This window comes from Chryseobacterium daecheongense, from assembly GCF_003729955.1.
Taxonomy (GTDB): domain Bacteria; phylum Bacteroidota; class Bacteroidia; order Flavobacteriales; family Weeksellaceae; genus Chryseobacterium; species Chryseobacterium daecheongense.
Map to the genome: position 1 here is coordinate 274,469 of NZ_RJTX01000002.1, position 17,894 is coordinate 292,362.

Consider the following 17,894-nt stretch of genomic DNA (forward strand, 5'->3'; position numbering starts at 1 on the left):
GAAAACAAAGAAAAAATACCACACCATGGTGCATAATCTTCTTCATCTTTCCTGCTTTCTTCGCTAAAATAATAATATGAAACTCAAAAACACCCTTTTAGCAATACTATTGATAAGCTTTTCACAGGTTGTGAAAGGGCAGTTTCTTTCTGCATCCGATACTTCGGAAAGCAGTGTGAAACGGTATAAAAGCATTATTAATTCCAATAAAGAGATTGTTGAATTTATTGAGTATTCCCTGGTTCAAAAAGGGTTGCCGAAACATTTGAGAAATTTGGCACTCATAGAATCCCATTTCGACAGAACCATCACTTCTCATGCAGGAGCAGTGGGAGTATGGCAGTTTATGACGTCACATGCGAATCAGTATGGCCTTTCGGAACAAAACCGTACAGATCTTTATAAAAGTACAAAAACGGCTGTTATTTCCTTAGCAAGCCTTTATAAAAAATATAATAACTGGATCACTGTTGTGGCAGCTTATAACTGTGGGGAAGGAAATATTGCTAAAGCGATGTCCGCAGCAGGATCATCACAATATCACATCTTTTATAAATACCTTCCTGAAGAAACCATTAATCACGTGAAAAAATATCTGAATGCATGCTATGCAACAGGTGAGCTTCAAAGTGTACTGGCCAATTACAACAATTCACGGATGAATACTGTCTTTTTTGCAGAAGGGGGAAGCAGAAAAAATAACGCTTCATTATCCGAAACAGAAATTAATGCAGGATTCAACCTGGATGTTATTGCAGACGAGCTTAAAATAAACGTTGATGAAATACTCGCATGGAATCCCGGAATTATGGAGGAGCTTCAAAACAAAGGAGAAAGCCTTTTCTATCTTCCTATGGATTTAATGCCGGATTTTCTTTTGAAAAAGAATAAAATACTGTCCCGGTCCATCAAACAGGGAAGTAAATAAAATATAAACACTAAGCGATACTATTAATCTACCAAACACAGATCATATGAAAGCAGAATCACAAAATATGTTGAAAAATCCTTCGTTTAAGCCGTCTCAGAATGCAGACAGAGTTTCGGAGAACCATCATACCGGTATCAACCGTTTGGTGAAATTATCTTTGGTCATAGAAGGCAAGGTGATTAAATATTACAAACATTTCAGACTGAAGCAGAGTGCACAGAGACATCATGAATTCACACTTACTCTGGCTCATGATACATTAGGAAGCCGCCAAACGCATACACTGGAAGAAGCCAATAAATTTTTAGGAAAACGCTTAACTGCTGTTATCTCTTATAAAGACATTGATAATAGTCCGGAAAGAACATTCGTGGGAGTGATTACCGGAGTGGGCTTCAGCCAGGAAAAAATGAGTCTTGGGAATATTGTCTTATCCGGCTATAGCCCGACTATTTTATTGGATGGAGCACCTCATATTCAGAGTTTTGGAGGAGATCAGCCTGTCAATATGGGTATTATTGCTGAAGAGATCATCAAGCAGGGAATCGATAAAAGCCGTTTTGACGTAAGAGTGGATGCCAATGATTATTCCCAGATCATCTACAGCTGCCAGTACGATGAGACCCATTATAATTATCTGGCAAGAATGGCGGAGGCGTATGGAGAACAATTCTATTATGATGGGGAAGTGCTTCATTTCGGAAAGCTTCCTCCTCAGAATAAACCCATCAAATTACTTTACGGAAGCAATGCCAATGATATAAAAGTAGAATTAAAAGCAGTACATACCAAGCCGCAGTTTTATGGCTACAACAGCAGTAAAAATGAAAAACTGACATCCGGAGCCACTCCTATACAACATGTAGGGGATCTGGCCAAAACTGCTTATGAACATAATGATAAAATTTATAAAACACCCGCTTTACAGGTAGCTCCCATCAAAGCATCAACTCATCTTGATGTGGAGTATTCACAGAAAAGTATATCAGGAAGTCAGGCTGTCAATGTATTCTCATTATCAGGAAGTACAACGGTTCCTTTCTTACACCCGGGTTGTATTGCAGATGTGCAGATGCGCAAACCGGATTCCAATGAAACATCTTATTTCACCAGAATAATGGTTACAGAAGCGGTTCATGAAATTGATACAATAGGACATTATAAAGGCAGCTTTGAAGCCATTGCAGCCGATACAGGCTTCCTTCCGAAGCCGGACTTCACTATTCCCAAAGCAGAGCCTCAGATTGCTACGGTGATTTCCAATGCGGATCCGGAAAGCCAGGGAAGAGTACAGGTGAAATTCGACTGGCAAAATAGTGAAGGGACCCATTTTGTACGCGTCATGAGCCCGGATGCAGGAGGTACGGATCGTGTTACGGAAAACAGAGGATACGTGGCCGTTCCGGAAGTAGGCGATCAGGTGATGATCAATTTTGTACATAGTCATCCTGACAGACCTTTCGTAATGGGAGGAATGTTCCATGGTGGAGTTGGATTGGGAGGTGGTGTAGATAACAGGGTGAAATCCATTCAAACCAGAAGTGGGCACAGGATCGTATTTACCGAAGATGAAAGTATCATTATCACAGATAAATCCGGCAATAAAATCCATCTGGATACAACAGGAAGTAATATCACCATTACTGCTCCCGAAACCATGACATTGAACTGTAAAAATATGAACATCAATGTTACTGAAAATATGACTACTACAGTGGGAATGAATAAAAGCAATTCCGTAGGAATGAATATTATGGAAACCGCAGGAGCCAATATCTGGCAGAATGCAACATTAGATTATAGCCTGAACGCTACCAATATCCTTAAAGTAGCTTCTGAAAACTATAGTTATGAGGCCAATGATATTCACAAAAATGCTATGGAAGGAATAGAAGTGGCCGCCACAAAAGATTATATACAGAACAGCGAACAAACCATCCATAATCTTTCAGGCGAGAAAGGACATAATGCGTAAACAGTTTGCATATGGGAACTGAACAGCAAAAAAAAGGACAGATACAGATATTCGCCAAGAATATAAGAGGAGTCGCTCAGGGTCAGATCCTTGAGGAAAGCAGGTATACCAAAAATACGGCGGGGGGAAGACATGTTCAGAACGGATCAGGAGGAGGTGTGAACAATGATGCCAACAGAGGAAGACAAATTCCGAAAACAACAGAAGTGTTGGAAATAGAAAGGCTGACTGATTTAGACGATGGTTCAGCTAATGACGGAACGGGTACCAATACTAAAAAAGGACTCATTTTTGGAAAGACCTATACCTTCAAGGTTAAAAAATATACAAACGGAGCCCCGCCCAACTTAAAAAGTATCAGGTGGGCTTTATCTTATACCGACCCGGATACGGGAGTTTATTATGAGAATAACCTGCAGGGTGATGTAAGAGGAGAGACAATCAAGATTGCCTTCACGGGAAATACAAATACCTGTGGGTGCAATGTTGAAATTAAAGCCTATATCTCCAATATTAAAAAAGGAGGTGTCCTTAAAATCTGGAAACACAACCGCTTTAGATGGTTTGATGGGAAAAGGGTAGAGGATGAGTTAAAAGAAAGAGTGGATAATAAAAAACCGTGGAGTATCAATCAAAGCGGAACCTCTCTTTGCGGAATGGCCTGTCTGTTCTATCTTTTTGCCAAAGAGCAGCCTCAAGCCTATAAAACATTTGCCAAACGTTTATTCAGAACAGGTGAAGCCACCTTTAATCAGTATACCGTAAAACCTGCTGAAGAATTATTGGAAAAGAAAGTCAATACAAAAGGATATCCTATGAATACGGGAAGCATGCCTTTAATCGATTATGTAACTCTTGCGGGAACAAGGAATACAGATAACCCAAAATATAAAGGAGGAGACGAAGAATTCCGGGCGATTAACTGGCCATGGGTGGTTACTAATTTGTCTGAAAAATTACTGGGTTATAAGGAAGTTTCCTCAAATGGAGTATATGATCCCACCAAAAAGCCAAGACATTATAATAAAAGGATTGTATGGAAAATGATCGAAGACATTAATGAGCAGATCTCTCAAGGTTACAGATTAATGTTAATGATTGATTCCGATCTTATCGATGAAACTGAAGATAAATTATCCAATCTTTTTGCATTGGAATATCACTGGGTCGTATTGGAAACCCCTATTGCCACTTTACAAAATTTAAACGGGAAAGGAGAAATCTTTTATACACTCAATTTCAAGGTGTATTCATGGGGAGGAAATACTGTATATTTAAAGGCACCTATTACAATGGATCATTTTATACACAATTATTATGGGTATGTTAAAGTTAAATAGAATTATATATTTCATCATTATTTTTCTTAGTATTTCATGTACTTCATGTCAGAAGACGAATGCGGTGTCCGAAGAAAAAAAAGAAAACCAATGTGGTAATGATAATGTTATCAATTTAAGACAAGGGCAGGAACAGTTATTCTTATCTTTTGCAGGGCAGTATGAAAAGAAAATATTGACTGGAGCAAAAATCGAACAGATAAGAAGTGGCAAAGTAATTTCAGAACTACCTTATAATTTTGAGAATGGTACAGCTTCTAACGTTATTAAGTTAAATGATAAGCTATCACTACATACTACGGATAGTCTCAAGATCACATTCAATGATAAAAAAGAAGTAATTCTTTATGATTTTAAAAATACCCCGGATTATGGAGGGAAAAGATTTTTAGGATGTTCATTCGGTTCTTATAAAGTCGGACAGAAATCGATGGAGACCAAAAATGCATACCTCTATATCTATTAAATAGTTTTAATATGGCATCCCAGGATCAGAAAAAAGGCCAGATCACCATTATGGCCAATAACATCAGAGGCGTTTCTCATGGGCAGATATTGGAGGAAAGTAAATGGACCAAGAATACTGCCGGAGGAAAACACGTCCAAAACGGATCCGGTGGCGGGGTAAGCCATAATGCAAACAAAGAAAGAAAACCCACTCTCGAACTGAGGGTTTTAAAAGTAGATGGTCCGTTTGATCCTGAGACAGGAAAAAAAGTGGATGTTATAGAAAAAGGAAAACGGTATTATTTTAAAGTGATTCAATACAATCGTCTGCCTGAAAAAGAAGAGCTTAAAAATCTAAAATGGGGATTTCAGCATAATGATGGTACTGTGAAATCTGCCCCACAGGTAAATGGGCTGGAAATGATTTCGGATTATGTTGCAAAAGAGGAAAATGTTGATAAACTGAGGGTATATGCCTTTTTCAAAGCACCTAATAAGAATGCGAGTGTAGAAGTTAATGTCAGAAATGAATTCTACAGATTCAACCCTCAATCCTATAAAGCCGGCCAATATTCTAAAAAGCTTGATAATTCATATCATCCACGGGAAAATTGGGGTGCAAAACCTCCTATACTTGATAATCGTTCATTTGAACCTTACACACTGGTGGCCAAATACGTTGATAAAAATACTAAAGATCAGCAAGCGCTTCCCACTCTGGAAGATACCTATTTTGGAATAGCCATTCACCATTCCGGTAATTCAGGGATAAAAACAATGACCGAAGTGCAGGATGAACATGTAAACGGTAAAAATAAATTCGCTGATGTAGGATACCATTTCGGGATAGACTTATCCGGAAAAGTGTATGAAGGAAGATATATTGGGGTTAAAGGCTCTCATTTAACGAAATATAATACGGGCGTTATTGGAATCGTTTTCTTAGCGGATTTCGATCATGATTATTTCTGGGATTATAACGGAGATGATAATATGTCTCCCGCTTCGCTCACGTCTGCAATTTTACTGATCAATGGACTTAAAGAACAATTCCCGAAAATTACTACCTTAGGCGGACATAATGAATGGAAAAATAACGTAGGAGAACGCAGATGCCCCGGAGATTATGGGATGGAATATGTTAAAGCATTACGTAAACAATTGGGATTAAAATCTCCAAAAGAAACAGGACATGGCTAAAAAGAAAAAAACAGGAGCATACATTATTCTATTGCTGGTACTATTATTCGTAGGAAGGTTTTTTAGTGGCGTTTATGAAGATGACGAATTCAGTGAAAAATATTTTTTTATTAAAAGTTCACCGACCTGGAAATGGCATTTTTATTCCCCGAGAGGAATGTCTGATCAGAAATTGGAAGAAATGTCACCCGACCAGCAAAAAGAACAGATCATGTTTGAAAAATATATTCCGAACAGACTGTTCAGCTTCCCTATTTGATGGATCTTATGAAAAAAGCGGTAAAATATGCAGGCATTCTAGTACTTATTTGGTTTTCAATTCATATTCTATATACAATTATTGACGGGATGCTTGATAAAAACGGAAAAGCAGATCTTGCCGTAGTTTTTGGAAATAAGGTAAACGTTGATGGATCCTTATCCAATAGATTAAAGGCAAGATTGGATCAGGGAATCACATTATATAATAAAGGAAGGGTTCAAAAGCTATTGGTAAGTGGAGGATTGGGAAAAGAAGGATTCTGGGAAGGAAGTGAGATGAAGAAATACCTGATGAAAAATAAAATACCTGGAAAAAATATTATAGTGGATAATTATGGTGACGACACGGAAAAAACAGTGCTTAACTCAATCCGGATTGCAGATAGTTTACATTATAATACCATGATCTCAGTATCTCAATATTATCACCAAAGCCGGATAAAAAGACTCTATAAACGCAATTCTTTTGAAAACATACAAAGCTCAAGTCCTGAATACTTTGAATTAAGAGATTTTTACTCCATTTTTAGAGAGTTTATTGCTTTCTATTTTGATTAATTCATTGTCACTTCTCCCAATTAAATATTTTCGTCAAAGCCGAAAGGCTCAATTCATTACTTTCTTTACAAAACTTAACAATTTTTACATCTTGAAAATGATTTTCTGATGTTAAATTTTTCTTAATATTTCCCAATTTTGTGTAAAAACATGCTGATTTTAAGTTGTATTTAATGATTGTAATTATTTGATTTTTAAATATTTGTGTATTAATTTATTTCCAGTGTCGTAGAATTACGACATCAAATCGTAGAAATACTACAAAAAACAAGATTAAAGTTTAAAAACTTTTCAGAACCAAATAGGAGGTCTATCTTTGGGATACCAAACAACACCAAATCACGAAATATTAACGATTAAAATTTACAAATCATGGCAAATTCAAGAGGAATCTTAAAATTCAACGGAGGCGAAGATCAAAAATTATTAAAGCTTAATTATAGCGTATCAAGATCTACAGACGTATCAGGAAGAGTAGCTTCAGATCCGTCCAACGCCATCATCAAACTTACCGTAGAAGCTACGGATAAATCAGATATCCTGGAAAGCTTACTAAACGGGAAATACAAGCCAACCTCAGGAGAAATTACATTCAACAAATCTCACGAAGAAGGAACATTGATTACTTTGAACTGGGAGAACGGATATGTAATTCAGCATGAAGTGGACTTCGATGCCATTGACAGCAACAATATGCTGATTAGCTTTATAGTGAGTGCAGAGAAGATCAATTACGGAAATGCTGCTTTTGAAGGATTATGGCCTGGAGCAGGATCCGGTAACTAAAAATCCACATCATCTTAGTAAAATAAAATTGGTACAGAATAGTGCACTCAACCCGGGTATACTATTCTGTTTTTCTGTTTCTGCCATAATATTGAATGAGACTCATCAATATGGTTACCATTGAACATATTCGGTAGTCACCAAACTACTGAATATTACAGCCCCAATCATAATTTAATTAAAAACAAAAGATGCCATGTTTCAAGATGATCAATCGCCAAAAGGACCTGCACCCAAAGCCGGAAAGCCATCCGTTAACAAACAGATGGGAGAAATGGCAAAAACGCAGGCAATAAATAAAACAGCCGGGAAAATTCAGGAAAAAACAAGCGGGAAAATTCAGAAGACAAGTCAAAAGTTGGCTCAGGCTCAAACATATACAGGAGCAGCTCAAAATACTGCCAATATGTTTATGAATCAAAAAATGCAGTCTACAGCACCCACATTGGTAGAAGATAAAGTGTGGTCCAAACAGCCCACTTCCAAAATACATAATGCTAAAGCCATTCCCGAAAGCCAGGTTTTAGGAATTAATCGTGTCGTAAAGCTTGACATAGTAGTGGAAGGACAAGTGATTAAACATTTCAAACATTTCAAACTAAAACAAAGTGCAACCAGACATCATGAATTTGATCTAATGCTTGCTCACGACGCCCTAGGCAGTGCTGAAAATCATAATTTAGAAAATGCCCAGAACTTTTTAGGAAAAAGAATCACGGTCGTTTTCAAATATAAAGATGTTGAGGACGGTCCCGAAAGAAGCTTTGTAGGAGTCATCACAGAAGTTGGGTTTAGCCAGGAAAAAGGAAGTTTGGGAAACATTGTACTTACAGGATATAGCCCGACAATACTTTTGGATGCGGCCCCTCATATTCAGAGCTTTGGCGGAAGCCAGGAAATAAGCTTAAACAGCATTGCAGATCAGGTTATAAGAGAAGGCTTAGGACAAAATAAATTTGATTTCCGGGTAGATGCCCAACATGGAAATGTTTCTTATAGCTCACAGTACGAAGAAACCCATTACAATTATCTCGCACGTATGGCAGAAGCCTATGGAGAACAGTTTTATTATGATGGTGAAGTGCTGCATTTCGGAAAACTTCCCCCTCAGGAAAAGCCCGTTAAGCTTACCTATGGAAGCAGTGTGAATGATGTGAAGATCAGAATGAAAGCACAGCATGTAAGTCCGAGTTTTTATGGTTATAACAGTAGCAAAAATGAAAGACTGATTGCCGGAAGCTCAAAAATAACACATACTTCGGATATTGCTAAAAGAGCTTATGAAATATCAGAAAAGACTTTTACGACACCATCCTTAAGAGTGGCTCCGATAAAAGCTGTATCATTCATGGATATTGATGCCTCTCAAAAAGGCACGGCAGGAAGCAATGCTTCGGATGTTTTTGTGACTTCAGGAACTACCACTGTTCCTTTTCTCTATCCCGGATGTACCGCAGATATTGAAATGCGTAAATCAGGAAGCAATAAAACCTCATATTTTACCAAATTAATGATCATTGAAATGCATCATGAAGTAGATGCAAGAGGATATTATACCGGAACATTTGATGCTATCGCTTCAGATACAGGATTCATTCCGCGTCCTGAATTCCAGACTCCAAAAGCTGAGGCTCAGTTCGCAAAAGTGATTTCGAATACAGATCCAATGAATCAGGGACGTGTACAGGTGCAATTTGACTGGCAAAACGGGTCCACAACTACTGAGTTTATCCGTGTGATGACTCCGGATGCGGGAAGCAGCGACAAAGTGAGCAAAAATAGAGGCTTTATGGCTGTTCCGGAAGTCGGAGACCAGGTGATTGTGAATTTTGTACATCAGCATCCTGACAGACCTTTTGTCATGGGAGGAATGTTCCATGGAGGAATCGGAGCAGGAGGGGGAGCCGGAAATAATGTGAAAAGCTTAAGCAGCAGAAGTGGTAATAAACTGGAATTGGATGACGGAGCCGGCTCAGTATTTCTGACAGATCAGGGCGGAGCCAATATGAAATTTGACGGAGCAGGAAATGCCGTTCTTAATGCCAATACCAATCATACTGCTAATACAGGTCAAAATCATACAGTAAATGCTGGTAGTATGAATGTTATTAATGTAGGAGGTAAAAATGGCGGGGGTGCTAACTCTATGTTAAAAATGGATAGTGGCGGGAATATAACATTAGAATGCGATACAAATATTACAATAAAAACTGGAAATAGTTCCCTTACTCTTATGTCCGATGGTAAAATTATTCTCAGTGGAAAAATTATAGGAATCGGTGGTGATGGAATTGGAATAGCGGCTTCCGAAGGTATTGAGATTTCTTCTCCATCAAATCACATTGGTGGTGGACAAACCAAAATAGATGGTGGAGATGCATTTATTAATTAAGCATTCTGTTTGTTTTCACTATAGAATTTACACATTTAAAAACCATGGAACAAAAAAGAATAGGACTATTTCAAAAGTTTTCTGAACAATATACTATGTTTATTGATACGGATTTATACGGTGTCAATATGACCATGAAAACGAAAATGAAGCTTCGGTGGGATTTTACCGTTTTAGATATCAGGGAAGCAGATGTTGAAGTAAAACTTTTATTGCTGGATCACCATCTTATTTTTACGGATAATCCTATGGTAAAAGAAACAGCAGCACTCACAAAAGTTTTTTCGAGGCTTTATAATGAACTGCATTTAGTGATAGATCATACAGGTACAGTAAAAAAGATACTTAATCTGCTAATTATCTTAGCAAAATGGCAGGATGTTAAAAAAGAAATGCTTGAAATATCAGAAAAAAATCCGGATATTAAAAATGCAGTACAACTACATGACAGTATCTTTAATGATGAGACAAAATTGATCCAGGGAATTCAATATGGTGAATTTTTTATGATTTACTTTAATAAGTTTTTTGGAAAAGCGCTTCCGCGTACAGAGCAATTGGTACTTCCGAATTTTTTTAAAACAGCTAATGTCAACTGGAGATATACTTATGAAATTTCTAAAGATTATAGCTTTCAAAATACAAACTCCATTATTGTAATTAATGGGCAGCCTTCTTCCTTGGGAGTCGGATTTTACCAAAGAGCATATGGGCAGTTTTCAAATATTAAGGATATAAGCAAATTGAATACAGCTATGGAAGAATCAGGAAAATATGAGATTGAAGAGCAGACAGGAAGGCTGATTCAAGCAAAAGTATCAAGAAATGAAATCGCCGATGAGGATCTCTATATGAAGATGACCTATATTTTAGTAAATGATGCTGTTTTAAAGGAAAAGCTGAAGAGGGATAAGGATTTTGAAATCTCTGAAAAAGATGAACAGCTGATATAATGTTTTCTTGATCGAACAACCAAAAGCGTATCCTATGGAAAAAAATATTGTTATCAATTCTCTTTTAAAGGGCAGCTATAAAAAAAATACTTTTAGACTCGGGAAATATAGCATAAGTTTCTTTTTGTGTCGGAAACCTTCAATCCTGAAGAAACAATTTTTTGCTGTGGAATTTGAAAAAAAATATGATCAAAAGCGCGTTATCGTATCTCACTTTTGGGAACTACGAAAGCAAGATGATAGAACCAGAATGATACACTTTAAAAGAAATCAAATTTTATTAAAGCAAAATGGGCAAAATAATCACTGAAAAAGATTTTTGGATGTGTACTGAAGGTGCAATGCCTGCCCCAATCCAGGGAACAAGAGTCAGTAATAAAAAAGAAGGTGGTGATGAAGCTTATATTACTGTAGCAGATACGGCAACATTAAGTACAATTGATTTTGGCTGCACCAAATTTATGTTATGGAGTGCTATCATTACAGCCATTGTTGCAGTAGTTGCTGCTGTTGTTATTTCTGCTATAATAGTTGCAACCGGAGGCGCAGCACTTGGTTTACTTGCCATAGTAGCTATTGGTGCAGGAGGAGGCTTAGTCGGAGGGGTGATAGGTATGGTAAAAGGTAATATGAAATGTGGGCAAAAGAATGCACAGGTAAGGCATTGGTCAGACAGTAAAGGAAATCTTCTTTTTACCAATACACCAGCCATTACCAGCGATCATGTAATGACTTGCGATATAGGCGGAGTTGTAATGTACGCTCCCAATATAAAAACCTGGAATGATGCTTACAAACAGGCTGCCTTATCTTACACCACAACATTTCTGGAGTGTGGATTGGCAGGAGCTGGTATCGGGTTGTTAGGAGGATTAGGGGCAACTGCATTTACCGGCCTTACCGGGGTAGCTACTTTATCTCAATCGGTTACTTTGGCACTTCCTACTCTGAGCAGTGTAGGTGTTAATTTAGGTATTATGGGAGCTATTAAAGGAGCAAGCGGCTATAATCAGTACGAGCGCGGAGAGGCTTGGGGGATGAGTGAAGATCAGAAATGGGATATGGCGATACCTGAGCGGGAAGCCATAAATAGGATTCGGGAAAATGGTTATCAAAGCATCACAGGAGGTGATATTTTGCTGTTTGGGTCTGATATTATAGGCCCTTTCATTAATATAAAAACAGCACCTTCTGTAGCGGCGGCAGAAGCCAGAGCATCAATTCAGGCAAAAAACAGTCCTCCTGTAAAACAAAATCCGGAAAATGTAAGTTCTGTTAAAGAACCGGTAAAGCCACAAGGTGAGGAGGCTGCAGCCAAAGTAGAAGATGCTGTTGCCAAACCAACTACCGATACACCTGGAGCAGCTGCAGCAGAAAAACCTGCTAATGTAAAAGGAGATGCTTTTGAAAGTCCTCCTAAAACAAGAGCCCAGAAAGTCGCAGATTCCCGCGCGGCTTATCAAAAAGCATCCTCATCCTATGATAGATTGCCTAAAAGTAAAAGTGAAAAAACGGTTGCCAGTGATGGAGATAAATCTGTAAGTGGGCATAGTTCAAACCGTATCAGTAATAAGTTCAGGAAAAATGAAGGAGTGAAAGATGTTTCCCCGGATGAAGTTCTGGATTATGGTGAAAATAAGCTTGGGCACGACTTTAATAAAAATTCAAGTATAGATAATGGTGTTGAAGGGCAGGCAAGCGCCAGTCATGCAGAAAAGCAGTTGATGACGAGTAAGCCTAAAGATCCAATAGGAGTGTCAAGGTGTATGTGTTCAAATTGTAAAAGCATGGCACAAAAGCATGCCAACTATATCAAAGAAGATTATGTTGTTACAGACCCGGATGGAACATATATTTTTGAACCTGGCGGAAACGAACCAATTTTTATACCGTGGTAATTACTATATTTAATATAAATTTACAGAGATGTTATCAGAAATAATTCAGAAAGAAAAAGAAAACCTTAATTCTTATCCTAATGGGCATTTGCCTTTATCACAAAGAGTTTTAATTGCAAAAGAAATCAAAGATCCGATAATTGTTAATAAAATTTTCCTTACATGCTGCAAGTTTGTATATAACACATTCAACCTTGATGATAGTGTGCTTTCAGGAATTATGAATAAAGCAGAGAATACATTGTATAACAATGAAGTGAATGATTTCACAATGCTTTATGATACCCATAAGAATTATTTGGAAGAAATTGATCAGAAGCCTTACTCAAGTATAGCATTGGCATGTCTCACATTATGTAATAGTATTGCTAATAATGCTGAAATTATATTAAATATTGAAGATTATCAGGGTGAAGATGATAATATGTTTGATTGGGAAGATTGGAATCCTGATTTTTATGCATCAAATGCGTTCTCCGGGGGAAATCCGTTTTTAAATGAAGGCAGCATAAGTAAAAGAAAGGATTTTTGGAATTGGTACCTTGATACAGTTATAAAAATTGTTAGCTCGCCCAAAACTATTTTCGAGGGCATTGCGGAAACAAAGAAAACAGATGAGACTGAAATTTTTAAACGCGAAAAGAATTATAATACAGATTTTATTAAATCAAAGCTTGCTATTGTAATTGATCTTATTATTAAAGACCTGAATGAATCCAATGCACAGGCAGATTGGAGTCAAATAGAGGTTGAAGGTCAGAATATTGGAGGGATAGGAATGAAAGCCTTTTATGTTGAAAATGATGGACAAAAGAAAAGATTTGAGCTAACATACTACTTATACAGTGGGGATGAATCCACTGTAAAACTGATGCAACAGATAAAAGAAGCTATATATGAACAAAGCCCTGAAGAAGGGACATGGTTTAGTTATAAAATGATTATTTTCCCTGATAAAACATATAAGATTGTATACAATTTTGACCAATGCCGGATTTATGAAGATAAAGAACCGAATCTTGGGGATTTTGCCCAAGAGTTTATCAAATATCCGAGAGCCAGGAATTTCACCCCTGAGTGGTGGCAGGAAATTGTTCAGAAAAACAAATTAAGTTATTTATAGAAATACATTCAATATAAATAATCAAAAAGGATTCTCATTTTTGGAATCCTTTTTATTTGGTACTAAGCACAAAAACGTAGAACATAAATATTCCTATTTTCTTATATTTGTTCATTATCAGAAAATATGGACGCAACACAAGATAAAAGGCTGTTTCTCATCGATGCTTATGCGATGATTTTCAGGGGATATTACGCATTGATCAGAAATCCGAGATTAACCAGCAAAGGATTGGACACTTCCGCCATTTTTGGCTTTACCAATTCTTTGATCGAGTTGATCAGGAGAGAAAGGCCAACCCATTTGGCTGTGGTTTTTGATGTAGGGCAGGCCAGCGTAAGAACTGAAGATTTTTCAGACTATAAAGCCAACAGAAGTGAAACTCCCGAAGCCATACAAATTGCAATACCATATATTCACAGGATACTTGAAGCCATGCATATTCCGATTCTGGGTGTAGAAGGATATGAAGCGGATGACGTGATCGGAACTATTGCCTGCAAAGCAGAAAAAGAAGGCTACACCACGTATATGGTGACGCCGGATAAGGATTTTGCCCAATTAGTAACCGACAAAATCAAAATCTATAAACCGGGTTTAAAAGGCGGAGATATAGAAATTCTGGGTGTTGAAGAAGTAAAAGCCAAGTACGAAATCGAAGATCCAAAGCAAGTGATTGATTTTCTTGCCATGATGGGAGATGCAGTAGATAACATTCCCGGATTGGAAGGAGTGGGCGAGAAAACAGCTATGAAATTCCTTAAAGAATTCGGCAGCATTGAAAACCTCTTAGCTAATACTGATAAGTTAAAAGGGAAACTTAAGGAAAAAGTGGAGGCTTCCGCAGAACGGGGCATTTTATCAAAAAAATTGGCTACCATTATTTGTGATGCACCTATAGAATTCCATCAGGAACAATATGACCTTGAAACTCCTGATTTTGAAAAAGTAAAAGAAGTTTTTGAAGAAATAGAATTCAGAAGGCTATATGAAAACCTTTACCGTGCATTTGCTCCTACCGAAACACTGGTGGTAAGCCAGGTTGAGGTAACGCAGACTTCTGCCGGAACTCAGGTAAAAGGCCAGGTAACGCAGCTTGATCTGTTTGCCAATTTTGAAGAGCTGGATCAGGCTACTTCCACAAAATCCACCATTGCGGAAAATGATCATTTGTACCAGTTCGTCAATAATCCAAAAGCACAAAAGATTTTAGTTGACAATCTTTTACAACAAAGAGTAGTATGTTTCGATACCGAAACCACCTCTCTTAATGAAATGGAAGCTGAATTAGTGGGGATGAGCTTTTCCTACAAAAAAGGACTGGCTTATTATATTCCTCTCTCTGAAGATCAGGGAGAAGTATTACAAACCTTAGAAATTTTCAGACCTTTCTTTGAAAAAGAAGATATCCTGAAGATTGCTCATAATCTGAAGTTCGATTATAAAATCCTTAAGAGATATGGAATAACAGTAAAAGGAGCAATGTTTGATACAATGATCGCCCACTACCTTTTGAATCCGGATGGAAGACACGGGATGGATTACCTTTCAGAAATGTATCTGAATTATAAACCTGTTTCTATAGAAACCATTATTGGAAAAAAAGGAAAAAATCAAGGGAATTTCAGAGATGCAGATTTAAGAACACAGACAGATTATGCAGCGGAAGATGCAGATGTTACCTTCCAACTGTATGAATTGTTTGCGCCTCAATTGAAAAAAGAAGGATTAGAAGACTTATTCTTTAAAATAGAAATGCCATTGATGCAAGTTCTGGCCAAAATGGAATTGGCAGGAATTTATTTAGATGAGAAATGGCTGGCTCAGGAAAGCCTAGACCTGGAAAGTGATTTAAAGCAATTGGAATCAAAAATATTTGAACTTTCCGGAGAAGAATTCAACATGAATTCCCCAAGACAGCTTGGAGAAGTTTTATTTGAAAAGCTACAGCTTGATCCGAAGGCGAAAAAAACAAAAACAGGGCAATACGCTACTTCGGAAGATGTATTGCAGAAACTGGCTTCCAAACATGAAATTATCCAGCATATCCTGGAATACAGAACCTATCAGAAGTTGAAGTCTACCTATGTGGATGCATTGCCTTCACAGATTGATAAAGGTGATAACCGTGTTCATACCAATTTCTCACAAACTACGGCTGCAACCGGACGTTTGGCGAGTGTGAACCCGAATTTACAGAATATTCCAATCAGAACATTGAGAGGACAGCAGATCCGTGGGGCTTTCGTTTCAGGAGAAGGAAAAAAGATCATATCTGCCGATTATTCTCAGATCGAGCTTCGTTTGATCGCTGAAATTTCCGGAGAGGAGAATATGATCAGAGCTTTCCAGAATGGAGAAGATATTCACGCATCTACCGCAGCAAAATTATTTAAAATTCCGTTGGAAGAAGTTTCCAAGACCCAGAGAAGCCAGGCAAAAACCGTCAACTTCGGAATTATTTATGGTCAGGGAGCTTTCGGATTGGCAGAACAGACGGGACTTTCCAGAACCGAAGCCAAACAAATGATCGACGCCTATTTTGCCACTTATCCGAAGTTGAAGGAATATATGGCGGAACAGGTAAACAAAGCCCGTCAATTAGGCTATGTAGAAACTCTGTTAGGAAGAAAGCGTCATTTAAAAGACATCAATTCCGGGAATTTTGTCGTAAAAGGACATGCTGAACGAAACGCGATCAATGCTCCCATCCAGGGAAGTGCTGCAGACATTATCAAGATTGCGATGATTAAGATCGATCATGAATTACAGTCTCAAAATCTGGAAACCCAAATGCTTCTTCAGGTTCATGACGAATTGGTATTTGAATCCCCTATCGATGAGGTAGAAACTGCTTCCAAGCTGATTAAAACCGAAATGGAAAATGCCGTGGAAACACAGGTTCCATTGCTGGTTGAAGTAGGAGTGGGGAATAACTGGCTTGAGGCGCATTAGAATATGCAAAAGATAAAAGACTCAGCGACGCCAAAGACGTCGCTGAGTCTTTTATAAAGAGAATCATTATTTTCCGTTTTGTAAGGATTTAAGAAATTGTAATGATATGCTAAATGCCACTTTTCCGCTTTCATCAAAAGTAAATTGATATTCATGTTGCAAAGCTGGTTGATGACTTTTAGGATAAAATAAAGTGACTACAGGAACATTCAGTGCTTTAAGATTTTTGGCAAGCAATTCAGATTGAGGTAATAGGGGATCTTTATTTCCTGCTGATATGAATGACGGCGGAAATGAACTTGTAAGAAAATCTGTTACTGAAGCTGTTTTTGCATATTGATTTCCGGAAATATCCTTTTTCCCAAAATAGGCCCATTGGACGGTTTGTAAGAAAGAACCAAAATCTCCATCAGTTTTTAAATCACGGAGATCATAAATACCACAATACAGAAGCAAACCTTTCAATTGCTCAGGATGAATGCCTGGTTTCACTTTAGTTATTTCAGCATAATGAGGATTGGTAATTACATTGGCAGCGGCAGCTGAAATCATAGAGCCTCCAGAATCACCAGCCAGAATAATAGTTGAAGAATCTGCATTGAGCTGGTTTGCATTTTTAGAAATATATGCTAATGCTTTATTGAGCTGTTGAATAGGAACTGGATATTTTGCTTTTGGGGCAACCGTATAATCTATGGAGAATACCAAATATCCTTGGGAAGCCAATAATCGGCAATAATTCCCCAGATGATCTTTACTCCCTGAAATCAGTCCACCTCCGTGTGTCCATACAATCACGGGCATTTTCTTTTTGAGTTTTACAGAATCTCTGTGGAAATAAGCATCCATGTAAGCATCACTGTCGTGATCATCATATCTCAGATTAAGTGTGGATTCTATGTTGTTTGGAACAAATTTTTCCAGTTTTTTATTAGCTTTCACTGCTTCTTTATTGAAAACGTATCTTATGATCCATACAGATGGATAGGGAGACAGTTTAAAAGCAAGAAATACAAATCCTGCTGTGATCGCTAGGATGAGAAATGTGCGCTTCAGAAAAGTTTTCATCGGTTGA

At 37.7% G+C, this 17,894-nt stretch carries 14 protein-coding genes; 13 read left to right on the forward strand and 1 reads right to left on the reverse strand.

Going from position 1 to position 17,894, the window contains the following annotated elements; translation table 11 throughout:
- Positions 1–76: 76 nt before the first annotated feature.
- The 13 genes from EGI05_RS09695 (at position 77) to polA (ending at position 16,819) form a co-directional block, all read left to right on the forward strand.
- Positions 77–928, forward strand: a complete 852-nt coding sequence (locus tag EGI05_RS09695; RefSeq protein WP_123262863.1) for a lytic transglycosylase domain-containing protein — start codon at positions 77–79, stop codon at positions 926–928.
- A gap of 46 nt (positions 929–974) precedes the next feature.
- A complete protein-coding gene (locus tag EGI05_RS09700) occupies positions 975–2,906 on the forward strand; it encodes a type VI secretion system Vgr family protein (protein WP_123262864.1) in 1,932 nt (643 codons plus the stop codon).
- A gap of 11 nt (positions 2,907–2,917) precedes the next feature.
- Positions 2,918–4,246 (forward strand): hypothetical protein, encoded by a 1,329-nt coding sequence (locus EGI05_RS09705; protein ID WP_123262865.1) that lies wholly within the window; start codon positions 2,918–2,920, stop codon positions 4,244–4,246.
- A complete protein-coding gene (locus EGI05_RS09710; RefSeq protein WP_123262866.1) occupies positions 4,230–4,712 on the forward strand; it encodes a hypothetical protein in 483 nt (160 codons plus the stop codon). Before EGI05_RS09705 ends, EGI05_RS09710 begins: the two co-directional genes overlap by 17 nt.
- A gap of 11 nt (positions 4,713–4,723) precedes the next feature.
- Positions 4,724–5,893 (forward strand): peptidoglycan recognition protein family protein, encoded by a 1,170-nt coding sequence (locus EGI05_RS09715; protein WP_123262867.1) that lies wholly within the window; start codon positions 4,724–4,726, stop codon positions 5,891–5,893.
- A complete protein-coding gene (locus EGI05_RS09720) occupies positions 5,886–6,152 on the forward strand; it encodes a hypothetical protein (RefSeq protein WP_123262868.1) in 267 nt (88 codons plus the stop codon). Before EGI05_RS09715 ends, EGI05_RS09720 begins: the two co-directional genes overlap by 8 nt.
- Before the next feature lie 8 nt (positions 6,153–6,160).
- Positions 6,161–6,712 (forward strand): YdcF family protein, encoded by a 552-nt coding sequence (locus EGI05_RS09725; RefSeq protein ID WP_228428582.1) that lies wholly within the window; start codon positions 6,161–6,163, stop codon positions 6,710–6,712.
- Positions 6,713–7,084: 372 nt separating this feature from the next.
- Positions 7,085–7,498, forward strand: coding sequence for a type VI secretion system tube protein TssD (tssD, locus tag EGI05_RS09730; RefSeq protein WP_123262870.1), 414 nt, complete (start codon positions 7,085–7,087; stop codon positions 7,496–7,498).
- 196 nt (positions 7,499–7,694) lie between these two features.
- Entirely contained in the window at positions 7,695–9,890 is a 2,196-nt protein-coding gene (locus EGI05_RS09735; RefSeq protein ID WP_123262871.1) for a type VI secretion system Vgr family protein, read from the forward strand.
- 44 nt (positions 9,891–9,934) lie between these two features.
- Entirely contained in the window at positions 9,935–10,843 is a 909-nt protein-coding gene (locus tag EGI05_RS09740) for a hypothetical protein (protein ID WP_123262872.1), read from the forward strand.
- A gap of 290 nt (positions 10,844–11,133) precedes the next feature.
- On the forward strand, positions 11,134–12,741 hold the full coding sequence (locus tag EGI05_RS09750; protein WP_123262874.1) for a hypothetical protein: 1,608 nt from the start codon (positions 11,134–11,136) through the stop codon (positions 12,739–12,741).
- 28 nt (positions 12,742–12,769) lie between these two features.
- On the forward strand, positions 12,770–13,864 hold the full coding sequence (locus EGI05_RS09755; RefSeq protein WP_123262875.1) for an Imm5 family immunity protein: 1,095 nt from the start codon (positions 12,770–12,772) through the stop codon (positions 13,862–13,864).
- A 126-nt stretch (positions 13,865–13,990) separates the two neighbouring features.
- Positions 13,991–16,819, forward strand: a complete 2,829-nt coding sequence (gene polA / locus EGI05_RS09760; protein ID WP_123262876.1) for a DNA polymerase I — start codon at positions 13,991–13,993, stop codon at positions 16,817–16,819.
- A 66-nt stretch (positions 16,820–16,885) separates the two neighbouring features.
- Here polA and EGI05_RS09765 read toward each other — a convergent pair whose 3' ends face one another.
- Positions 16,886–17,887 (reverse strand): alpha/beta hydrolase, encoded by a 1,002-nt coding sequence (locus EGI05_RS09765; RefSeq protein WP_123262877.1) that lies wholly within the window; start codon positions 17,885–17,887, stop codon positions 16,886–16,888.
- Positions 17,888–17,894 lie beyond the last annotated feature (7 nt).

Coding starts and splice junctions, on each gene's coding strand:
- EGI05_RS09740 (WP_123262872.1), top strand. CDS start 9,935: ATGGAACAAAAAAGAATAGGACTATTTCAAAAGTTTTCTGAACAATAT.
- EGI05_RS09765 (WP_123262877.1), bottom strand. CDS start 17,887: ATGAAAACTTTTCTGAAGCGCACATTTCTCATCCTAGCGATCACAGCA.
- EGI05_RS09700 (WP_123262864.1), top strand. CDS start 975: ATGAAAGCAGAATCACAAAATATGTTGAAAAATCCTTCGTTTAAGCCG.
- EGI05_RS09695 (WP_123262863.1), top strand. CDS start 77: ATGAAACTCAAAAACACCCTTTTAGCAATACTATTGATAAGCTTTTCA.
- EGI05_RS09720 (WP_123262868.1), top strand. CDS start 5,886: ATGGCTAAAAAGAAAAAAACAGGAGCATACATTATTCTATTGCTGGTA.
- polA (WP_123262876.1), top strand. CDS start 13,991: ATGGACGCAACACAAGATAAAAGGCTGTTTCTCATCGATGCTTATGCG.
- EGI05_RS09710 (WP_123262866.1), top strand. CDS start 4,230: ATGTTAAAGTTAAATAGAATTATATATTTCATCATTATTTTTCTTAGT.
- EGI05_RS09735 (WP_123262871.1), top strand. CDS start 7,695: ATGTTTCAAGATGATCAATCGCCAAAAGGACCTGCACCCAAAGCCGGA.
- EGI05_RS09725 (WP_228428582.1), top strand. CDS start 6,161: ATGAAAAAAGCGGTAAAATATGCAGGCATTCTAGTACTTATTTGGTTT.
- EGI05_RS09705 (WP_123262865.1), top strand. CDS start 2,918: ATGGGAACTGAACAGCAAAAAAAAGGACAGATACAGATATTCGCCAAG.
- EGI05_RS09715 (WP_123262867.1), top strand. CDS start 4,724: ATGGCATCCCAGGATCAGAAAAAAGGCCAGATCACCATTATGGCCAAT.
- tssD (WP_123262870.1), top strand. CDS start 7,085: ATGGCAAATTCAAGAGGAATCTTAAAATTCAACGGAGGCGAAGATCAA.
- EGI05_RS09750 (WP_123262874.1), top strand. CDS start 11,134: ATGGGCAAAATAATCACTGAAAAAGATTTTTGGATGTGTACTGAAGGT.
- EGI05_RS09755 (WP_123262875.1), top strand. CDS start 12,770: ATGTTATCAGAAATAATTCAGAAAGAAAAAGAAAACCTTAATTCTTAT.